This window comes from Candidatus Synechococcus calcipolaris G9 (assembly GCF_029582805.1).
GTDB lineage: Bacteria > Cyanobacteriota > Cyanobacteriia > Thermosynechococcales > Thermosynechococcaceae > Synechococcus_F > Synechococcus_F calcipolaris.
Genome location: NZ_JAKKUT010000001.1, coordinates 371,850 through 390,743, shown reverse-complemented (window position 1 = coordinate 390,743; position 18,894 = coordinate 371,850). Strand labels below are relative to the sequence as shown.

The 18,894-nt window shown below is 51.3% G+C and carries 12 protein-coding genes; 10 read left to right on the top strand and 2 right to left on the bottom strand.

The features are described 5' to 3' along the window. The first annotated feature begins 48 nt into the window (after window positions 1-48). From L3556_RS02015 to L3556_RS01980, 8 genes are all read left to right on the top strand, one after another. Window positions 49-1,815, top strand: a complete 1,767-nt coding sequence (locus tag L3556_RS02015; protein ID WP_277865631.1) for a peptidoglycan D,D-transpeptidase FtsI family protein — start codon at window positions 49-51, stop codon at window positions 1,813-1,815. A 73-nt stretch (window positions 1,816-1,888) separates the two neighbouring features. Continuing rightward, the gene (locus tag L3556_RS02010; protein WP_277865630.1) at window positions 1,889-3,094 is read left to right on the top strand and encodes a response regulator; all 1,206 of its coding nucleotides are present in this window, start codon (window positions 1,889-1,891) and stop codon (window positions 3,092-3,094) included. Between the two features lie 171 nt (window positions 3,095-3,265). Beyond that, entirely contained in the window at window positions 3,266-3,631 is a 366-nt protein-coding gene (locus tag L3556_RS02005; protein ID WP_277865629.1) for a response regulator transcription factor, read from the top strand. Between the two features lie 6 nt (window positions 3,632-3,637). Beyond that, the gene (locus L3556_RS02000) at window positions 3,638-4,168 is read left to right on the top strand and encodes a chemotaxis protein CheW (protein WP_277865628.1); all 531 of its coding nucleotides are present in this window, start codon (window positions 3,638-3,640) and stop codon (window positions 4,166-4,168) included. A 135-nt stretch (window positions 4,169-4,303) separates the two neighbouring features. Next, a complete protein-coding gene (locus L3556_RS01995; protein ID WP_277865627.1) occupies window positions 4,304-7,651 on the top strand; it encodes a methyl-accepting chemotaxis protein in 3,348 nt (1,115 codons plus the stop codon). 14 nt (window positions 7,652-7,665) lie between these two features. Beyond that, a complete protein-coding gene (locus L3556_RS01990; RefSeq protein WP_277865626.1) occupies window positions 7,666-12,117 on the top strand; it encodes a hybrid sensor histidine kinase/response regulator in 4,452 nt (1,483 codons plus the stop codon). Then, on the top strand, window positions 12,114-14,837 hold the full coding sequence (locus L3556_RS01985) for a DEAD/DEAH box helicase (protein ID WP_277865625.1): 2,724 nt from the start codon (window positions 12,114-12,116) through the stop codon (window positions 14,835-14,837). Before L3556_RS01990 ends, L3556_RS01985 begins: the two co-directional genes overlap by 4 nt. Next, window positions 14,803-15,255, top strand: coding sequence for a YidH family protein (locus tag L3556_RS01980; RefSeq protein ID WP_277865624.1), 453 nt, complete (start codon window positions 14,803-14,805; stop codon window positions 15,253-15,255). The genes L3556_RS01985 and L3556_RS01980 overlap by 35 nt, the downstream gene beginning before the upstream one ends. A 75-nt stretch (window positions 15,256-15,330) precedes the next feature. Here the strand turns inward: L3556_RS01980 and L3556_RS01975 are convergent, their stop codons facing one another. After that, window positions 15,331-15,897, bottom strand: a complete 567-nt coding sequence (locus tag L3556_RS01975; protein ID WP_277865623.1) for a hypothetical protein — start codon at window positions 15,895-15,897, stop codon at window positions 15,331-15,333. 155 nt (window positions 15,898-16,052) lie between these two features. Further along, the gene (locus L3556_RS01970; RefSeq protein ID WP_277865622.1) at window positions 16,053-17,447 is read right to left on the bottom strand and encodes an MFS transporter; all 1,395 of its coding nucleotides are present in this window, start codon (window positions 17,445-17,447) and stop codon (window positions 16,053-16,055) included. A 358-nt stretch (window positions 17,448-17,805) separates the two neighbouring features. Between L3556_RS01970 and dut the strand changes: the two genes are divergently transcribed. Together dut and L3556_RS01960 are read left to right on the top strand one after the other, a co-directional pair. Beyond that, on the top strand, window positions 17,806-18,240 hold the full coding sequence (gene dut / locus L3556_RS01965) for a dUTP diphosphatase (protein WP_277865621.1): 435 nt from the start codon (window positions 17,806-17,808) through the stop codon (window positions 18,238-18,240). Continuing rightward, a complete protein-coding gene (locus tag L3556_RS01960) occupies window positions 18,221-18,760 on the top strand; it encodes a deoxycytidylate deaminase (RefSeq protein WP_277865620.1) in 540 nt (179 codons plus the stop codon). Before dut ends, L3556_RS01960 begins: the two co-directional genes overlap by 20 nt. Window positions 18,761-18,894: the final 134 nt, after the last annotated feature.

The following is an 18,894-nucleotide window of genomic DNA, read 5'->3' as shown; positions in this document are numbered from 1 at the left end:
CATCCTATACTAAAGTTTTTACTCAGGTTTTTTGTCCCCTAAGGTTCTATGGCTGTTGGGTTATCCTCTTCATCGGAGTCGTTATTGCGTTGGCGACTGCGGTTTGTCTCTTTATTTCTCCTAACCGTAACCTCATTGGTGGTTGGGCGGCTCACCTATTTGCAGGTGGTTCAGGGCCCGATCTTGGCGGACAAGGCTCGAGAGCAACAGCAGCAGGAAACGCCCCCTACCCTGGCCCGCTATCCCATTAGCGATCGCCGCGGAACCCTGCTAGCCTTGGATCGCCCTGTATTTAACCTGTTTGCCCACCCGATTCAATTCAGTGAACCCCCAGAAGAAATTGCCGCCCAGGTCGCTCCCCTCCTAGATGTCCCCGTATCAGGTCTAGAGGAACAGTTGAGGGTGGCTCCCACCGGTATTCCCATCGCCTACGATGTCACCGAAAGTGTTGCCTCCCAGATTCGCAATTTGTACTTAGATGGTTTGGAGTTTAATCAATCCTGGCAGCGGATCTATCCCCAACAGGAACTCATGGCCGGAATCATTGGCTATGTGGATCGGGAACACCAGGGCCAGGCTGGCTTAGAGTTTAGCCAGAATGAATTTTTCCAGGCTCCACCGGAGCAACCCGTTCTTTCCAGTGATGCCCTGGGGCAGTGGCTACCGGAACTCGCCCCGGAGGATCCCCAACTCCTCACCCAAGGCTACGGGATTCGTTTGTCCCTCGATAGCCGCCTGCAACGCACTGCCCGCCAGTCCCTCCGGCAACAACTTCAGAAGTTTAATGCCAAGCGGGGTACAGTCATTGTTCTCAATAGCCAAACCGGGGCAATTCTGTCCCTCGTCTCCGAACCATCCTATAACCCCACCCATTACTATCGAGCAGATCCCGCCCTATTTCGGAATTGGGCGATCTCTGATTTATACGAGCCGGGATCAACCTTTAAGCCCATTAATACGGCCATTGCCCTAGAGCTAAGGGGCATTACTCCGACCACGGTTTTGCCCGATGAGGGTCGGATTACGGTGGGGGGCTGGCCCGTTCAAAATAATGATTTTAGCCAAGTGGGGGGACGGGGTTCCCTATCCATCTCCCAGATTTTGTCCTATTCCAGTAATGTGGCAATGGTTCACATGATGAATCGAATCCCGGCCCGCCATTACTACCGTTATCTGGATCGCCTTGGCTTAAATAAACCCATTGGCAGTGATCTACCCTTTGAAACCGCTGCCCAACTCAAGCCCGCTCGCCAATTTATTGACTACCCCATTGAACCTGCCACCACCTCCTTTGGCCAGGGTTTTTCTTTGACTCCTCTCCATTTGGCCCAACTCCTCGGGACGATCGCCAATGGGGGCGAATTGGTGGTTCCCTATACCGTAGAGGGTCTTTACGATCACCAGGGTCGGCTAAAACAACCCCTAAAACGGCCCCAACCAAGGCGCGTCTTTTCCACTAGCACCAGCCGCTATGTTCTCAATATGATGGGGGATGTGGTTAGATCGGGCACGGGCAAAGGGGCGCAAATTCCCGGCTATCGCCTCGGGGGAAAAACTGGGACGGCCCAAAAGGCGATCGGCGGCACCTATAGCAACCAGCGGATTACCAGCTTTGCTGCTATTTTTCCCCTAGAGTCTCCCCGCTATGTGGTTTTAACGGTAGTAGATGAGCCCCAAGGGGATGATGCCTATGGCTCCACGGTGGCCATTCCCGTCGTCAAATCTGTCCTTGAGTCCCTGATTACCATAGAAGGGATTCCCCCAAGCCACCCAGAGGAACTGCGGCGATCGCCCCCTCAAACTCCCTCGCCTTAGGGTTAGGGTCAATGCTCCCTCTTTAGTAATCTTTAGTACTTAGTACCGTTTATTCCCCCTCATCCCTCAGTTTATGGAAGGCCGTCTCAGCGATATTGATCTTTACAGTTTGTTCCAGAGCCTTTCCCTGGCCCAGCGAACGGGCGAACTCTATGTGGATGATGAAGCCGGGAATGTTTGGCTACTGTTCCTTTACCATGGTCGTTTACTCTACATTGCCGATCGCCATAGTCAAGGTCTAGAGCGGTTACAGGATCTCCTCTATGGCCAAGGGATCGACTGGCCCAACCTCAACAACGATCATCCCCTCGTAGAAACCACCGCTGGCAGTGGTTGGCCGGAGTACGAATGTTTGTGGTGGCTCCTTCAGCATCGGAATTTAGCCCAAATTCAGACCCTATGGCGCAGTGTGATTCGGGAAGCCCTATTTGATGTTGCCTCCCTCTATCGCGGCTGGTTTTGCTTTCGTCTGACCGCTGCCCTTTCGCCCCAACTCGCCAGTTTGCCCCTCGTGAGTTTACTGAACGACACCCTTGTGCAACTGCGGGAATGGAAAAAACTGTATCCCTATATTCGCTCCGCCGATCAGCAACTTGATCTTGCCAACGCCACTGAACTCCACCGCATCCTTCCGGAAAGTCGACTAAAGTACCTCGAAAACTGGGCCGGTGAACATTTAAGCCTACGGCAGTTAAGTCGGCGACTGGGCCGAGATTTAACCAGTGTCGGGAAAGTCCTTTCTCCCTACCTGCAACAGGGACTAATCCAACTCAACTCTCCCCTGCCCAGTGGCTATCTCATGCCCCTATCCCCAATTCCCCTGCGGGAGTCCCCACGGATTGTCTGCATTGATGATGCGGCCACGGTACGACAAGTAGTGGAGTTGACCCTGAAAAATGCCGGTTACGAAGCCACGGCGATCGCCCATCCCCTCAAAGCCCTGAGCTTGATCTTTCAGCTAAATCCCGATCTCATCCTCTGTGACATTGCCATGCCCGAACTTGATGGCTACGACTTTTGCACCATGCTCCGCCATACCCCCCGCTTTCGTTACACCCCCATCATTATGTTAACGAGCCTAGTCGGCTTACCCGATCGCCTGCGAGCCAACATTGCCGGAGCAACGGATTACTTGAGTAAGCCCTTTACGAGTACAGAATTATTAACAATGACCCGTCGCTATATTGGTTGTGCCAATCCTGCCCATGGCAATTCCGACCAAATTCTCAATGACGTGCTAGAACAGAAAACATCTGGTGAAACCCTGGCAGGTCAATAAACTGACACTTCCCGAGAATTAAATCCCACTATAATGATGTAAAAATGATGTAGAACTAATGTACAATCTTCCTTTCATTCTGGGATGATTGACTTAGGATAGTAACATTAGATCTTATGCTAGATTTCCGTTCCGCTTTGATACCCCCTATGGGATGGTAAATATTGCCCTATGAGTACTGTGTTAGTCGTTGAAGATAGTGCCCCCCAGCGGGAAATGATTAGTGAACTCCTAGCCAAAAGTGGTTTAGAGGTCTCCATTGCCAGTGATGGGATGGAAGCCGTCGATCTCCTAAAGGATATAAAACCCGATATTGTTGTCCTAGACATTGTGATGCCCCGGATGAATGGCTACGAAGTTTGCCGCACAATCAAGTCAGATCCCCGTACCCAGGATGTTCCCGTTGTGATTTGTAGCTCTAAAGGGGAAGAATTTGATCGCTATTGGGGCATGAAGCAGGGGGCTGATGCGTATATCACAAAGCCCTTTCAACCAAAAGAGTTAGTGGGTACGATTAAACAGCTATTGCGAGGCTAGGCAGGTATGTTCAGTAGTTCTGACTTACTTACTGGTGACCAACAAATGCAAGGGGGGCAGATGGATGCCCTCAAAGCTCCCGAAGGTGATCTGCATATTCTCTTTAGCATTCCCTGCGGTATTTCCCTGGCATTGCCGGCCATTGGGGTGCGGGAAGTCATTGCCCTAACGCCCGATCGCATTACCCCCGTACCCAATACATCCCCACTATTACTGGGCATCTTGAACCTTCGGGGTCAGGTCATCTGGGTTGCTGATACAGGGCAATTCCTGGGTGATGAAACCCCCATCAATACCGATCGCCCAGAAATGGTCGTGATTGCCATCGAAGATGAGGAGATGATCGTGGGTCTAGCGGTAGATGAGGTGAAAGGGATGGAATGGCTCGATAGTGATACCATCCGCCCCTCTAGTAATCTCAATGACAAAATGGCTCCCTTTATTCGGGGAGAATGGGTGCTTGATCTAGAGGAAGAGCAAACCCTCAAGCTGTTAGATCCGATCACGATTCTTCGTAGTGCCCGCTGGGGAGCTTAACGCGATGTAATATTTACCAAAAATCAATAACAATGTGTAACTTTCTAAGCAGTTTAACCCATACTCTGTTAAGGAACAGCGTTAAGTAACAGCAGGAGAACCCCAGTTTAGCAGTCCAATCCCGGGAGTCAACGCATGGCATCAACCACTCAACATAGCCAAGAATATACAAAAGCTGTCAGTGCCTACGTCCAAGGGCAATACGACCAAGCTGCCACCATTACTGATGGTCTCGTCACTACCCGGCCAGATGATCCAAATCTGCGTTTACTCCGGGGGCATATTTACTGTTGTCAGCAAGAATATGACGCGGCCCACGAAGAGTACCAGAGGGTTCTTACTCTAACGACAGATACAGAGTTAATTAGTTGCGCTAATGAAAGTCTTGCCAAAATTCAAGATATGGTCGCCTCCCAGCCCAGTCAGGATAGTGCAGAATCCGTCAATACCGGCAATGGCAATGGAAGTGCCCAATGGCAAGAGGACTCCCAGACTAGCATTCAAAGCGATTACACTGTTCTACAATCCAATATGCCCGCGGATTTAGACTTGGGCAGTCCCAGTCCTGCCGATCCTGAAAATGCCTTTGGCGACTCCCTTGAAGCCATCGATTCCGTAGGCGCAGATGTATCGGATCAGGAGTTGTTTAACTTTGATCCCCAAGCCCAATTTGATTCCACGACCGACCCCCCCACGGGAGATCCCTTTGCCCTAGGTCACCAAGATTTGGGAGATTTAGGAGATTTAGACAATCTGGGAAATTTTGGTGGTGCTGACCTTGGGGCAGAAATTTCCTTTGAGGACCCCTTTGGTGACCTTCCCGAACTCTCAGAAGAGATTGCCGTCACCGATCAATTTGACGATAATGACGATGATCTCACCATGGCCATGGATGCCTCTCCCCTAGGATCTCCAGAGTCCTCTCCACTGGACATGGGATCAGGTATGGGAGACGATGACCTCACTATAGCCATGGGTGAATCTCCCCTAGGGACTGATGCTCTATCCGCAGATTTTGAACTAGATAATCTGGAAATCAATGATCTAGAAATCAGTGATCAGGATCAAGGGCTATTTGACTTTGGCGGCCCTGAATCTGAAGCAGGTGCATCCCTTGACCTAGGATCGGCGATCGCTGAAACAGAGGTTTCCGAGGAAAGTTTTGCAGGCGATGCCCTCTTTACCTCTGAAACAGACCTCCTAGAAGAACTCCCTGAATCCGCAGATATCCTGGAAGCCACTCCCGCAGACATAAGTGATGGCATTAGTGATTTATTTGCCCAGGCCTCCGAGGAAGATCACGATCTTGATCCCGATTTTGGTGATGCTGCACTTTTTCCAGAGACCGTTGCAGCGGAAGAACCTCTGGCAGCGTATGGAGAAGCAGAGTATGGAGAGATAGACGAAGCCGAAAGCCTCTTCGACGACTTCGGTGGTAGTGACCACCCCGAGGCTGAAACTCCTCTACCCAACCTTGACTTTGAGGAAGCTGGCATTGTAGCTGAATCCTTGAGTCCTGAGCAGTTTGATCAAACCCTGATCATGGATGAGAATGATGCCACCATGGCCTTTGGAGCCAACTTTCCCGCCCCATCCCCCGATACCTTCTCTGTCCCCGAAGAAGATGAAGCAGCCCAAGCCCTCGCGGACTTACCCGAATTTGATGATCTAGATTTATCCAATGATAGTTTTGACTTCGATGGGGATGATGATCTCACCATTGCCAATCCCCAGGTGCAAAATTTTGACCCTGATACCCTGCACCAAGATGGTGGCACTGAAACCTTTGCCGTTTTACCTGGAGAACTAGGCGCGAGTGAAGGCCTAGCTGATCTGGACTTTAGTTTAGATGCCGACTCCCCCCTTGAACTAGAGCCTCCAGAGGTATCCCAGGAAGACCTAGCGGCGGAAATGAGTGCCTGGACCAACATTGCTGAGATGCCGGAGCCTATTGGCCAGGAAGCCTCAACCCTGGGAAGTGTAGTGAGCAAGCCGGCAAAATCGGCTGGGGGAGACGCTGCAAGTAGTCCTTCGCCAAGTGCCACCGGTCGTGATTCTAGTGCATCTGGTACAGGCCGCCCCTCTGCCCCATCCTCCTTGGGCAAACAAAATATGACAACGGCCGTCACCACCGGTGTGGTTTCAGCATTGGCAGCGGGTTTGGTTGGCTTTGGACTGAGTGAGCGGCCGCAAATGCCGCCGATTCTTTTAGCAGGTGCAGCGGCCGGATTGGCAGGGGGTGTGGCTAGTTTTGCCCTCGGCCAGCGAAACGTTGCCCGGATGAAGCGGTGTACCACCGACTTGCAAGCCCAGTGTAATGCCATTATTGGCGGGGATATGTCAGCCAAAGTTCCCGTTACCTCCGAGGATGAATTTGGCCAGCTAGCCAGTAGCTTTAACCAAATGACGGAGAGCATTCTCACCGTTACGGGGGATGCCCAGAAAAAAGCAGAAGAAAACGAGCGACAGCGGGATGATCTTCAGCGTCAGGTGATCCGACTGCTAGACGATGTGGAAGGGGCAGCCCGAGGCGACCTAACGGTTCAGGCAGAAGTAACCGCCGATGTCTTAGGGGCGGTAGCGGACTCCTTCAACTTGACGATTCATAACCTACGAACCATTGTGCAACAGGTGAAAGTTGCGGCTCGCCAGGTGAACCGAGGTGCGGCCGATAACGAAGCCTTTGCCCGTTCCCTATCCTCCGATGCCCTACGTCAAGCGGAAGAACTTGCAGTAACCCTCAACTCAATGCAGATGATGACCAACGCGATTCAGCGGGTTGCTGACAGTGCCAAGGAAGCCAATGATGTGGCTCGAAGTGCGTCGGAAACAGCCCTGAAAGGGGGTGAGGCGGTGGAGCGCACCGTGGCTGGTATTCTACAAATTCGGGAAACAGTGGCAGAAACCACTCGCAAGGTGAAACGTCTCGCTGAATCCTCCCAGGAAATTGCCAAGATTGTGGGTGTGATTTCCCAAATTGCCTCTCGAACCAACCTATTAGCCTTAAACGCCAGTATTGAGGCTGCCCGAGCCGGTGAATCAGGGCGGGGCTTCGCAGTGGTGGCGGATGAGGTGCGCCAACTGGCAGACCGGGCGGCTAAAGCTTCCAAGGAAATTGAGCAGATCGTTCTCCAAATTCAAAGTGAGACCGGGGCAGTGATGACAGCGATGGAGGAAGGTACCCAACAGGTTATTGACGGGACAAAACGGGCAGAACAGGCTAAACGCTCTCTGGAGGACATTATCCAGGTATCCTCGCAAATTGATACCTTGGTGCGATCGATTACAAATGCTACGGTAGAACAAACCGAAACAGCACGTTCGATGGCCCAGGTGATGCAATCGGTGGAATTGACAGCCCAAGCGACTTCCCAAGAAGCCCAACGAGTCTCTGACTCCTTGCAAGGCTTGGTATCCGTTGCCCGTGGTCTGCAAACATCGGTGGAAAAATTCCGCGTTGAACAAACTGAAGATCAGGGCTAATCCGGGAGGGGGCAATGCAAACCGATCAACAAAAACGAATCCTGGGCTATTTTATCGAAGAAGCCCAAGAGCATTTAATGACCATCGAAGAAAGTCTCATGAATTTGCAGCGGGTCGTAGATGATCCAGAAGCAATGAGTGAGATGTTTCGGGCGGCTCACTCCGTGAAGGGGGGGGCGGCCATGTTGGGCATCTATAGTATCCAAAGCACGTCCCATAAACTAGAAGATTACTTCAAGATACTGAAGGAACATCCCATTAAGGTGGATGAAACCCTTGAGAATCTTTTCTTGCAGGGCTTTGATACCCTACGGGAGCTGCTAGATGAACTCCAAAGTCCCTTTGGTTTATCGGATGAGATCGCTGATGCAGCCCTGAAAAAGGTTGAACCTGTTTTTGAGTCTCTCCAAGCTCATCTGAATCAACTTGTAGGTGGTGGGACAGCCCCAATTCCCCCTGAGCCAGTTCCGGATGCCAAGCCAGCAACGCCGGATGATAGTAGCTATCAATTTGTGTTTCAGACCGATGTGCCTGAGCGATTACGGGGTATGTTGCAAATATTCAAGCAGGGAGATACCCCGGCTACCCGCCAGCAATTGGAAGCCGCCTGCGTCAGCTTAGGACAACTGGGGGAAACCTTTGATTTGCCAGCTTGGGTCTCTCTCCTAGGGATGGCCCGTCAGGGGGTGCTGAATTCAGGGAATGCCCTCACAACCCTAGCTCCTGTTCTCATTAAGGATATTAAGAGTGCCCGAGATTTGGTCTTAGCAGGTCAGGCAAGCCAAATTCAGCCCAGTGAAGCCATGGTCGCCCTCCAACCTCCTGCGCCAGTGGAGGTGGAAGAGGAAGAGGTGCTTGTGCCGGAACCCGCCGTGGAAACGCCATCTGCATTGGAGTTATCCGAGCCAGAGAGCGCATCAGAGAGTATGTCACTGGAAGAATCCATCTTAGACCTATCTGAAGCATCCGATGAACCCTCTCAGGATTTAGAGGATTTTGGCCTAGCGACTGACGATTTAGATTCCGGTGAGATGACCAACTTTGAAATTGAACAAAGTGGTGATTTACAGGAACTCGATGATATTTTCTCCTTGACGGGTGATCTTCAAGGTGGGTGGGCCGATAGTGCTGCCCTAGATGAGCAACTGGCTGACCTCAACCGCGACAATAGTGATCTGCTGGATGAAGATCTGTCAGAAATCTTGGCGGTGACATCCCAAAACCAAGAGCAGGATCAGGAAGGGGAACTGGCGGATCTATTTGCCGATGCGGAGCGGGATCTGGCCCTAGCGGAGGATCATCAGTTTGATCTAGAAGCTCTAGAAGAAGCTAATGCGGCTCTGGTTAGCGATCGCCAAGGAAGTGACACCGATCAGGACAGTGACCTTGATGATGAGCTAGATTTAGCCGCCTTTGTGAGCCAGTCAGGGCAGGATACGGAGGATATTCTCCAGTCTGCTGATACCGATCTGGGAGACTTGTCCGATTTAGCAGGTCTGATGGACATAGACGATAGCGAACTAGGTGAGTCGGATCCCCTGGGGGCGATCGCCTTTGGCAGCGATTTACTCGAGGAAACCTCTGATTCGGCAGCGGATGATCTTCTGAATAGTCTCCTAGGGGAAGAGTTAGGAGAAGATGATGGCATTTCAGCACTGGGGGATCTTGCTGATCTGGGCGATCTAGATGATCTTGAGGATGCTGAACTGTCGGGAAATTTAGCCGAATCCATGGCTGAGTTACTTGGGGATAGTGATGAATTAACCCAAGCTCTAGATAGCCTAGTCTTAGAAGAAAGTGAGACTGTTGCGGTTTCCCTAGGGGATTTAGATATCGGTCAAGAATCTTTGGATCTGGCGGATTTGGATATAGCAGATCTGACGGGCGCGGCAGATGGGGATGCCAATGAAATATTTGATCAATTTACCACCGAAGAGCCAGCGGAGAATGCTGCCCCCGTCGTTGAATCTAATGCTGAATCTAATGCCCTAGATGAAGATTTTTGGGGTGACCCTGAACCTGTAGCTGCCCCCCTTCCAGATAATGATCAGGATAATGATCTTGCCCAGTTTATTGGCAGCGAAGCATCGGCCGTCGGCACTCCTGAGGCTGCTAGCGAGATTGCCGGTGACTTAGGGCTATCGGAGTCCTTAGAGGATTTTGATGAGTTGGCGGCTCTTCTGGATGAAGAACCAGCCTCGGCGATCGCTGTTCCCGTTGAGTTTAATGAACCAGAATCTACCCTCAAGGCTCCCCCCTCTGAAGCGGAAGATTTTGATGATTTGGCGGCTTTCCTGGATGAAGAACCGGCCCCAGCGATCGCTGCTCCCGTTGAGTTTGATGATTTAGAGTCTCTTCTGGATGATGATTCTCCTGCCCCTGCTCTGGAACCTGAGCCTGAACTTGATTTTGGTGAATTAGAGGATCTAGTAGGTTCCACTCCTACCCCACGCACTCCTGAGGTGGCAGCACCTCGGCGCCCCCAACCTCTGGCTCGTGGTCGTGAGAAGAAGGTATCCCTTGTTGAGCAAACGATGCGGGTTCCTGTCCGCCACTTGGATAGCCTCGGCAACCTGGTTGGGGAAATGGTGGTCAACCGGAATGGTTTAGAAGATAGCCAGGATCGGTTACGCCAGTTTCTAGACAATTTGCTCTATCAAGTGCAACAACTGGGCGATGTTAGCCAACAGATGCAAGACCTCTACGATCGCTCCTTGTTAGAAAGTTCACTTCTTGGTTCCCGTTTTGGCCGTCCTGGGGGCAGTGGTGGCACTAATGGCGACGATCGCAGTCATGCCACAGGGGTGGAATTTGACGCCCTAGAAATGGATCACTTTACCGGATTCCATACCCTGTCTCAGGAAGTCATTGAGCGGATTGTCCGGGTTCGGGAAGCAGCCGATGACATTGAGTACGTGGTGGATGAAGTGGAGCAGGTGGCTCGCATGTTCCGGCAAGTCACGACCAAAGTGCAGGAAGGGCTGAGTCGCTCTCGCATGGTGCCCTTTAAGGAAATGTCTAGTCGTTTGCCCCGGGCGGTGCGGCAAGTCTCCCAAGCCTGTGGTAAAAACACCGAGTTAGTGATTGAAGGGGAAGACACCTTAATTGATAAGGGGATTCTGGAGCGACTCTACGATCCCATGACCCACTTGATTAATAATGCCATTTACCACGGGATTGAAACACCGGAAACCCGCCAAGCTATCGGCAAAAAGCCTAAGGGAACTATTAAGTTGCGAGCCTTTTACCAAGGTAGCCAGGCGATTATTGTCGTTAGTGATGATGGTGGCGGTATTGATGCCGAGCGAGTTAAGGCTAAGGCCATTGAGAAGGGACTTCTTGCCCCTGGGGATGCCGAGCACCTCTCCCGCCAAGATATTTATGCCTTTCTGTTCCAGTCTGGTTTTAGTACCAAGGATCAGGCCGATGATTTAGCGGGTCGGGGCGTGGGCATGGATGTGGTGAGGGCCAGCTTAGAAGAAATTCGCGGCACCATTAACACCGATTCCACCCTAGGCAAGGGAACCACCTTTACCATTCGTCTTCCCGTGACGTTGAGCATTACCAAAGCCCTCTGTTGTATTGATAATCACTGCCGGATTGCCTTCCCCATTGATGGGGTGGAGGATATGTTAGACCTGCCGGAAGAGCGGATTCAGGAAAATGAAAAACAGGAAAAAGTTCTGGTTTGGCACGATCGCCCGTTACCCTTCCGTAACCTGAGTGATCTTTTACCCTATAGCCGTCATATTAGCCGTAGCAATGTCTATGGTGGGGCCTCCCACGATGAGGATGTGGTCTCAGTGGTTGTCCTCCGCAGTGGGGATGATCACATTGCCGTACGGGTGGATCAGGTGATTGGTGAGCAGGAAATTGTGATTAAACAATTGACGGGGCCGGTTCCCAAACCCCTAGGCATTGCCGGGGTGACGGTGCAGGGGGATGGCCGTGCCATGGCGATCGCCGATGTGTTGGAGTTGATTGATGTATCCCTGGATCGTGTTGATCAAAGTGGTTGGGGAACTCCCATCATCTCTCCGGAAGATATAGAAGCTGAGAAAGCAGAACCCTTAGTACTGATTATTGATGACTCAATTACGGTGCGGGAACTGTTGTCGATGACCTTTACCCGCGCTGGTTTCCGGGTGGAGCAAGCACGGGATGGTCAGGATGCCTGGGAAAAACTGCGGTCGGGCTTACCCTGTGATTTGGTCTTCTGTGACATTGAGATGCCGCGGATGGATGGCTTAGAATTGCTATCCCGAATTCAGAAAGACCCGAAACTGAGTGAACTTCCCATTGCCATGCTCACGTCCCGTGGGGCCGATCGCCACCGACAAATGGCGGCCCAACTGGGGGCCAAGGGCTATTTCACCAAGCCGTACCTGGAAGAACAGTTGTTAGATGCGGCCAATCGACTACTACAGGGAGAAGTTTTGGTTCATGCCGCCGTTGCATCCTCATGAGTTTCTCCTCAGTAGGGGTCAATGACTTTATTGAGCAACTTCCCTTTCAGTTAGATGATTTTCAAACCCAGGCGATCGCTGCTCTGGAAGAGCGGTGTTCCGTGGTTGTGTGTGCTCCTACGGGTTCCGGCAAAACCCTGATTGGGGAGTATGTAATTCATCGGGCCCTGAGCCGGCAGCAGCGGGTTTTTTATACCACTCCCCTCAAGGCCCTATCCAATCAAAAATTACGGGATTTTCAGCAACAATTTGGCCTGGATCAGGTGGGGTTACTCACTGGGGATGTCTCGATTAATCGGGATGCCCCCATTTTGGTGATGACCACAGAAATTTTTCGTAATATGCTCTACGGTACGCCCATTGGCGAAGTGGGAACCTCCTTAACGGGAGTGGAGGCGGTGGTACTCGATGAATGCCATTACATGAACGATCGCCAGCGGGGTACGGTCTGGGAAGAATCTATTATCTACTGCCCACCGGAAATTCAATTGGTTGCCCTGTCTGCCACCATTGCCAATGGTCAGCAAATGGCCGATTGGTTGCAAGCAGTGCATGGCCCCACGCGATTAATTTATTCTGATTGGCGACCGATTCCGCTTCATTTCTATTTTTGTAATAAAAAAGGGTTAGCCCCCCTGCTCAATGGCAACCGCACCCGTCTGAATCCCCGCTTGCAGGGCAAGTCTGCTCCCCAAGGTCGGAGTCGCGGGCGACGGGAATTTTTAGATATTAACTTTGTCATTAAACAGCTTCAGGAACGCCAGATGTTGCCGGCGATCTACTTTATTTTTAGTCGGCGCGGCTGTGATCAGGCGATTAATCAGGTGACGGGGATTAATTTACTCACCCCAGAGGAGCGATCGCGATTAGCCATGGCCATTGATGATTTTTTAGCCAAGCATCGTGAAATTGCAGCTCCAGACCAGATTGCCCCCCTCTATCAGGGGATTGCCTCCCACCATGCCGGAGTCCTCCCCCTCTGGAAAACCCTGATCGAAACCCTCTTTCAGGCCGGCCTGATTAAACTGATCTTTGCCACGGAAACCTTGGCCGCTGGAATTAATATGCCTGCCCGCACCACGGTGATTTCTACCCTCTCCAAGCGTACCGATAGTGGCCATCGTCTCCTTACTGCCTCAGAATTTTTACAGATGGCGGGTCGGGCCGGCCGCCGGGGCATGGATGAGATCGGCCATGTGATTACGCTGCAAACCCCCTTTGAGGGGGCAAAGGAAGCGGCCTATTTAGCCACTGCCAGTCCCGATCCGCTGATTAGCCAATTCACCCCCAGCTATGGCATGGTCTTGAATTTACTTCAGCGGCATACGTTGACGGAAGCGCGGGATTTAATTGAACGCAGTTTTGGGCAATATATCGCCACTCTGCACCTAGCTCCCCAACGTCAGGCGATCGCCGAGGTGGAAGCGGAACTTCATCAGGTGAAAGAATGCCTTGGCAACATCGATCGCACCGCCCTGAAACAATACCAAAAACTGCGGGAACGACTACGGCAAGAGCAACGACTGCTGAAAACCCTGCAACAGCAATCCTACGAAACCCTCAATGCTTCTTTGGCTCCCCTGATCCTCCAGGCTCCCTTGGGAACGGTGATCACCCTCAAGCCCCAAACCAACGATGCCCTGCCCCTGGCAGCTTGTTTAGTGGGTCAATTGCCGGGTCGAGGTCAGTTTCCCCTTTTAATTTGTTTAGCCCAGGATCAACGGCTCTATGTCGTCGAAGTCAACCAAGTTATTGCCGTTGATGGCGATCGCCCACCCCTGAATCCCATCCCTGACCTGCCCAGCCTCCTGGCAAAACCTGGTTTTTCCACCGCTGCTCCCCCGGAATTCCATGATCTGCTGAAGGCATTCCCCACCCTGCCCTGGACACCCCCCCCAGAGGTCTTGGAGCAACAAACCCTAGTGGAGCAACTCACTCAGGAACTGAGCCAATTGGACGCCCAGGCGGACTGGGAGAATCCCAATTATTTCCTGCGCTTAGAGCGTCGCCAACAACGGCTAGAAGCTGACCTGGGCGATCGCCAGGCCAAACTTCTTCAACAGTCCGAATATCACTGGGAAAACTTTTTAGCCTTAATTGCTGCCCTGCAAGACTTTGGTGGACTAGAGGACTTATCCCCCACGCCTCTAGGTGAAATGGCGGCGGCCCTGCGGGGGGAAAACGAACTCTGGTTAGCCCTGGCTCTGACCTCCGGCGAATTGGATGGGTTGGCTCCCCATCACTTGGCCGCGGCAGCAGCAGCCCTAGTTACAGAAACCCCTCGCTCCGACAGTTGGACCCATTATCCCACGGCCCCTGAAGTGGAAGAGAGTTTAGGCAGTTTACGCCACACGCGGCGGCAATTATTTCAAGTGCAACGCCGTCATAAAATTATTTTCCCAATTTGGTTTGAATGGGAACTCATTGGCCTGGTGGAGCATTGGGCCCTGGGGGTCAGTTGGCCGGAACTCTGCCAAAATACCAACCTAGATGCGGGGGACATTGTCCGATTGCTGCGGCGTACCCTCGATTTTCTCTCCCAAATTCCCCATGCCCCCCATACCAGTCTCCAATTACGTCAAACCGCGAATCAAGCCCGCTATCTCCTCGATCGCTTCCCGGTGAATGACCTACTCTTTAGTGAGACACCCGACATCGAGATGGAACCCCAAGATACCCTCAGTTATGACCCAGCCCCCCAAAAATCCCCCAAAAATTGACCGGCAACGGGAACACCAAGCCAATGAACGCACCTATTTAGCCTGGCTACGCACCTCCATTGCCCTAATTAGTTTTGGCTTTGCGATCGCCCGGTTTGGCATTTTTGTGAAGCAATTACAGCTTTCCCTTGCCCCCCAGGAACCACGTATTTATACCCTAGCTACCTCAGAAAACCTAGGTATGGCCCTAGTGGTCTTCGGTATTTTTATGATTGTTGCCGCCCTGTGGAGTTACAACCAAAGTTTTCGGCAAATTGAACAGGGAAACTACCAACCCAATCGCCTCATGATTTTGATCACGACCATCATCGTCATCATTTTGGGGAGTTTGAGTTTGACATTTATGGTGCGGCGAGAACCTCAGCCCAAGGGGCCGCCACTATTACAGCAGCGGGCGTCTCACTTCAGAAACCGCTAAAACCTCACCTCAGTAACTGGGCTATTAGGTGCATGACCCAGAGTTTGGTTTTCTCTAGCCGATGTGCTGCGTGCTTTAGTCTAAATACCCCATCAACAGAGAGGAATTGTCAATCACATTGGAGGCAACGGGACGTTCTCCGGCGGAATAGTAGGTTTCACTAATCTGGAGGCCACTGTAAATGATTGGACGCATTCCCATCCAATTCACAATTTCAGCAATTTCAAAGTTATCGGCGCAAATAGGGCGGACTCCCATGATATTGATCGTATCGATCGCATGGAAATCGGTAGTAATGATGGGGCGCAGACCGGCGGAGTTGATCGTATCAAAAACCTGGAGGCCACTGGATAAAATGGGGCGGAGCCCGGCATCCTGAATGGTTCCCACCACTTCTACTAAATCATTGGCAATGGGCCGGAGACCGGCACTATTAAAGGTTTGCCAAACAGTGAAATCCGTTACTTTATTCCCAGGGGTGGTGGGGGCAAGGGAGGCAGTTTTTTCAGCCAGGGAGACCATTTGACCACTGTTTTCCTTGGCGGTGGTGGTGGTACTCCGCGAGGATCGGGAGCTTGTGCGGGGGGTGGATTTGGCCGGGGTTGTGGGCGTTTCTTCCTTTGGGGTTTCTGATGTCGTCATGGCGATCGCTCCTAATTGACAAGCTAAAAACTGGAGAAAATTTAGATTCTAGTAAAAAATATATTAACATTTTGCTTGCCCTCCGGCGTAAACACCCGGAGTTTTGACCCTAGAGTTTTATAGAGCTTGATGATGTCAGGTGACTCAAGGAGTATTTACTCTTCCAACGCCTCTAAGTTTTGGCCCTTGGGTTCAATCCGAAACAGATAGGTAACAATCGCGCCAATGATCGCTGTGGCGGCTAACCCATAGAGCAAATTAGCGGTACCTATATCCTTGCGTAAAATTGGAAAGAAAAAGGCTGTTAGAACCGCACCCACCTTGGCAAAGGAGGCGGCAAAGCCAGCCCCCACCCCCCGAATTTCCGTGGGAAAAACCTCTCCTGCTAAAACATAGGTCATGGCATTGGGGCCAAAATTGGTCATGAAGTTAAATATCATAAATCCAGCAAAGATAAGCATGACTTTTAATTCATGGCCCTCAGGAATACCCGCAGAGAGGGAGGCAATCAAGAGGCCCACGGCACAACCGATAAAACCAATAATCTGCAAGGGAATGCGGCCAATTCGATCCACTAGGGGAATCGATGCCAGAAATCCAAATAACAAAAAGAGATCAATGGCCCCGGAACCTTCGGCTGCGGCCATATCCTGAAAAATAAAATTGGAATTAGTGCGGGTAAACAGGGTGGCCAAGATGGTTGGCGTAAAAATACCAATGCCGTAGGTGGATAGGTCTTGTATAAACCAGGGTACCGCCGCCAAAATGGTTGCCCGCAGGTAACGGGGGGTAAATAGAACTCGAAATCCCCGCCGATGCTTTGAGGTATTTTCACCCTTGGGACTGGGCAGAATATCAACTGGGCGTTGTAGGAGTTTGTGGGCGGAGCGGTGGGCCGCTTCAGGGCGATCCCGGGAGAGGAGCCAATGGGCCGATTCGGCGAGGGTTGTTCGCATCAGAAAAACAACTAATCCAGGGATAACCAAGACCCCATACATCCAGTGCCACGCTCCCACCTGCGGATAGGCCTTCAATGTGGCCAATCCTAATAGCACGCCCCCTAGGGAACCTACGGACTGAAAGGCAAAGGCTCCCAATACCATCCGTCCTCGAAATTTACTAGGAATGGATTCTGACACAACAATGTGGGCCGTGGGATAGTCGGCACCGAGGCATACGCCGACACAAAAGAGAAAGAAAATTAAAACTTGAATATTCCAAGAGATCGCCGTCAAGCCAACAAATAGGGTAAATAGCCCCATTTCCAGTACAAAAACGTATCGACGACCCAGGCGATCGGCTAAATTTCCAAACAGGGATGCACCAATGAGAATGCCGAAAAGGGTTGCTGCCGCAACCGTTCCTTTTAAGTCCGAGGGTAAATTAAAATCTCGCTCGATCAGGGGCAGGGCAACGCCAGTGATAAAAATAATCATGCCCTCAAAAAACTTGCCCATGGCCGCCAATAGCCAAATTCGCCATTGCATTGAACTAAGGGGGCGAGGCGGAGTCTCATCAATATGGGCTTGGAGGCTTTTTGAGGTTGTCATAGGAATATTGAAGGAACTCAACGTAAGTAATCATACCGAGCGTAGGTAAAGTAAAGATTAATCCCCCAATAAGAACTGTATTTGGACTTTCATCGTGACTCTTGTCCCCCGCTGATCATATTGAAATCCCGGTGGCGATTGACATCAAGAGAACAAAAGACTATGGGTTGGCCCTGCCCAAAGAGGATTTCACTCCCATATCCAGACTTTAACGATTCAATGCATCTACGAAACCGATGATCTGGTAATCCTTCAGTCTAAAATGGCTGATGAATAGCTGGTAGAGCATTTTCCAGTCTAAAATTACCTCACCAGTAAATTGTTTTTCGCAAAAACAACGACAAAACACACAAAACCCATGGAATATACCTTAAAGGTCAAGCTATTAAACGAAGCATCCCGATTACCGGCCTATGCCCATGATGGAGATGCGGGCCTTGATTTGTTTTCAAGCAAAGAAGTTAGTATTCCGCCGGGTCAAAGTGCCCTTGTTCCCACTGGAATTTGTATTCAACTGCCCGCCGACACTGAGGCTCAGATCCGTCCTCGCAGTGGCTTGGCATTGAAGCATCAGATTACCGTCCTGAACTCACCGGGAACCATTGATGCAGGCTACCGAGGCGAAATTGGGGTGATTTTAATTAACCACGGACAAGACACGTTTAAGGTAGATATGGGCATGAAGATCGCCCAGATGGTGATTAAACCTGTGATTAGGGTCAACGTTGAAGTTGAAGAAACGCTGGGGATGACCGCCAGGGGGGAGGGCGGCTTTGGCTCAACCGGTGTATAACCGACCCTCTTGGGACGAGTATTTCTTAATGCTGGCAAAATTAGCAGCTACACGCTCCACCTGTTTGGCATTTCCGGTGGGTGCAGTCATTGTCAAAAATAAGCAAATCCTTGCCACCGGATATAACGGCCCACCATCCGGTTCGGAGCATTGTATCTCCCAGGGATTTTGCTATCCTGAGTTATCTAGCTGTGATGCCAGTAAGGATTTGCCCTCTAGGGCCGTTCATGCGGAAGCCAATGCGATCGCCCAGGCTGCCAAACATGGCATTGCCACCGATGGAGCGAGTATTTACGTCACCCTAGAGCCTTGCCTGTCCTGCCTAAAGTTGATTATGTCCGCCGGTATTCGACACATCTACTATGAAACCCCCTTCATGGGTAAAGCCAGTGCCCATGTCAGAGATCTGTTTATTGGCGATCGCCTGATTCAAATTAAACAGATTTACTTATCGGACGTGATTGCCGAAAAAGCGGCCCAATCTCTCCTCAAGCCCACGTCCATCATAGATAAGGCATAGATAAGGGATTTTAGCCATATTTAAGCCAGCCCCCCTAGGTATCCCCCCTAGGCCAGGCAGGAACCATCTAACCTACCGTCGCGTCAGTATCCATCGTCTGTTTATTGGCTCGTAGCCCCATTACACCCATTACA

Bases quoted from the DNA above. Each gene is read 5' to 3' on its own strand.
- L3556_RS02015 (WP_277865631.1), top strand. From the start codon at position 49: ATGGCTGTTGGGTTATCCTCTTCATCGGAGTCGTTATTGCGTTGGCGA.
- L3556_RS02010 (WP_277865630.1), top strand. From the start codon at position 1,889: ATGGAAGGCCGTCTCAGCGATATTGATCTTTACAGTTTGTTCCAGAGC.
- L3556_RS02005 (WP_277865629.1), top strand. From the start codon at position 3,266: ATGAGTACTGTGTTAGTCGTTGAAGATAGTGCCCCCCAGCGGGAAATG.
- L3556_RS02000 (WP_277865628.1), top strand. From the start codon at position 3,638: ATGTTCAGTAGTTCTGACTTACTTACTGGTGACCAACAAATGCAAGGG.
- L3556_RS01995 (WP_277865627.1), top strand. From the start codon at position 4,304: ATGGCATCAACCACTCAACATAGCCAAGAATATACAAAAGCTGTCAGT.
- L3556_RS01990 (WP_277865626.1), top strand. From the start codon at position 7,666: ATGCAAACCGATCAACAAAAACGAATCCTGGGCTATTTTATCGAAGAA.
- L3556_RS01985 (WP_277865625.1), top strand. From the start codon at position 12,114: ATGAGTTTCTCCTCAGTAGGGGTCAATGACTTTATTGAGCAACTTCCC.
- L3556_RS01980 (WP_277865624.1), top strand. From the start codon at position 14,803: ATGACCCAGCCCCCCAAAAATCCCCCAAAAATTGACCGGCAACGGGAA.
- L3556_RS01975 (WP_277865623.1), bottom strand. From the start codon at position 15,897: ATGACGACATCAGAAACCCCAAAGGAAGAAACGCCCACAACCCCGGCC.
- L3556_RS01970 (WP_277865622.1), bottom strand. From the start codon at position 17,447: ATGACAACCTCAAAAAGCCTCCAAGCCCATATTGATGAGACTCCGCCT.
- dut (WP_277865621.1), top strand. From the start codon at position 17,806: ATGGAATATACCTTAAAGGTCAAGCTATTAAACGAAGCATCCCGATTA.